Here is a 2,151-nt window from a genome sequence, read left to right on the forward strand (position 1 = left end):
CATCAAATATAAAACGTTATGATGAGGGATTGAATGCTTGGGCTCGCCAAGTGGAAGATGCTCATAACACATTGCAACAAACTATTGCACAGATCCAGCAAGAAGAAGTTTCCATCCAAGCAGAAATTATCGCCACTAACGCCCAAATTGATCTAATGAAACAGCAGATAGCAGCATTTAAAACCGCCATTGCGAATGCTCAATCGCAGCGTAAGAAAGGGATATTTGAAACGATTTTTGGCGTGGTGCTTGCTCCGTTTACACTGGGAGGTTCTTTGATATTGGCAGGGTTTGGTGTTAGCTCTATTGTAGAAGCACAAAGTGAAATATCTAGCCTGCAAAGCGATATCCAATCATCTTTAAATACCATCAACCACGATCAACAAACGCTCTCTCAAGATCAACAACAAATCGCGTCTCTCAATGCCCTATTGCTAAGTGTCGATCAAGTTAACAACGATTGTGCGGCGATCAGCCGATCCTTAGATACACTTCAAACCACGGTGCTCAGTTTATACAATGAAACCAACAACGTCGTTTCTAACCTTACCAAAGCACAAGATTCACAAGCGGTCATTCTGGAGCAAGTTTGGTACCAATCAGCTTACAATGAGTGGCAAGATATTCTGGAGGTAGCATCAACGCTCAATAATGCACAACCTCAAATAACAAAAGCTCAAATCAAGTAATTGATTTGGCTCCAGTGACGGAGCCAATGGCTGATTTAATTGAGCAAATTATAAAGCAATGCCGATACCGCCAATAACCCTATTACCATGACAAAGGGTGTACTCATCTGCTGTTGATACTTCGCCAGCGATGGCACTTTGAATACAGCAATCATCGGCATAATAAACAGAATCATAGCGATCACGGGGCCTGAAAACGCTTCCATCATTCCCAGAATGCTGGGGTTGAGTATCGCGACAATCCAAATCGTGACAAACAAAATCGCAATGGTGAATCGCCCAGCAAGACGCAATGACAGGCCAAAGTTTTTACACAACAGCCCAGTCAGGCTTTCTCGCGCACCAAGGAAATGCCCTAAAAAGGAAGAGGTAATGGCAATAAACGCCACTAAAGGGCCTAGAGTGGCGATAAAGGGATTATCTGTGACATTGGCAAGGTAAGTCAGCACTGAAATATTTTGCACTTTTGCTTCTTGCAATGCCTCTGGTGATAAAGCCAATACGCAAGAGAACACGAACAACAAGACAAACAGAATTAATACAAGACTGGTGTAACGCAGAATCTGCTCTGATTTTTTATCCGCTAGCGCGCCATAATGACGACGTTGAACATTGGCAAAACTTGAGATCGCCGCTGCGTGGCTAAAAGAAAACACCACGACAGGAATGGCTAACCACACTGTGTGTAAGAAATCACTCGTTTGCGGCAATACTAATGACGGCACTGACCAATACGGGATCAAATAGAGCGAGAGAAATAATAAAATAGCCGCCAATGGATAAACCATAACAGCAAAAGCGCGCAACATGATCTTCTCGCCACCCAGCATAATGGCAATTAACGCAAAGACTAAGCCACCAGAAAGCAGCACCCGAGGGGGAGCGACCATCTGCGCTTGATTAACCAAAAAGCTATCAACCGTGTTAGTTAGACCTACACCGTAAATCAGTAAGATTGGGAAAATAGAGAGGAAATACAGCAAAGAGATCAAGCGACCAGCCCTTTGGCCAAAGTGTTCTTCAACAACGTCGGTAAAATCAGCATTAGGACGGCGCGATGAGAGAACAAAACGAGCAAGACCACGATGAGAGAGATAAGTCATCGGAAAAGCGAGTAAGACCATTAACACTAATGGCCAGAAACCACCTAGCCCAATGTTGATTGGCAAAAATAGAATGCCAGCCCCAACGGCCGTACCAAATAAACTGAGTAGCCAATAGGTGTCGTGTTTAGTCCAATTGGAAATCTGAACATGACTAAAATGAGCCATTTCCTTAGTGTCTTTCACTGCTTTTTCACTTATATAAAAATAATAATGTCGCGAATCCTACTCCTATTAATCATTATGATCATTTTGAGACCTTGGTCATAATCACTATAATCAAGGGACTTGGCTTGGATTGAAAACCATGAAAACACCGAATTAACAGCATATTAAACTGGTTTTGTGTGATTTTATTG

Annotated in this window: 1 protein-coding gene and 1 pseudogene; one reads left to right on the plus strand and one right to left on the minus strand. The window is 42.7% G+C overall.

The features are described 5' to 3' along the window. A pseudogene (locus tag B9J84_RS03365) lies at window positions 1–689 on the plus strand (non-hemolytic enterotoxin lytic component L1); the annotation flags it as partial. Between the two features lie 35 nt (window positions 690–724). Here B9J84_RS03365 and B9J84_RS03370 read toward each other — a convergent pair. Next, window positions 725–1,960 (minus strand): aromatic amino acid transport family protein, encoded by a 1,236-nt coding sequence (locus B9J84_RS03370; protein ID WP_404206237.1) that lies wholly within the window; start codon window positions 1,958–1,960, stop codon window positions 725–727. Window positions 1,961–2,151: the final 191 nt, after the last annotated feature.

The sequence above is a fragment of the Vibrio sp. V03_P4A6T147 genome (genome assembly GCF_002241085.1).
In the GTDB taxonomy this organism is placed as follows: Bacteria; Pseudomonadota; Gammaproteobacteria; order Enterobacterales; family Vibrionaceae; genus Vibrio; species Vibrio anguillarum.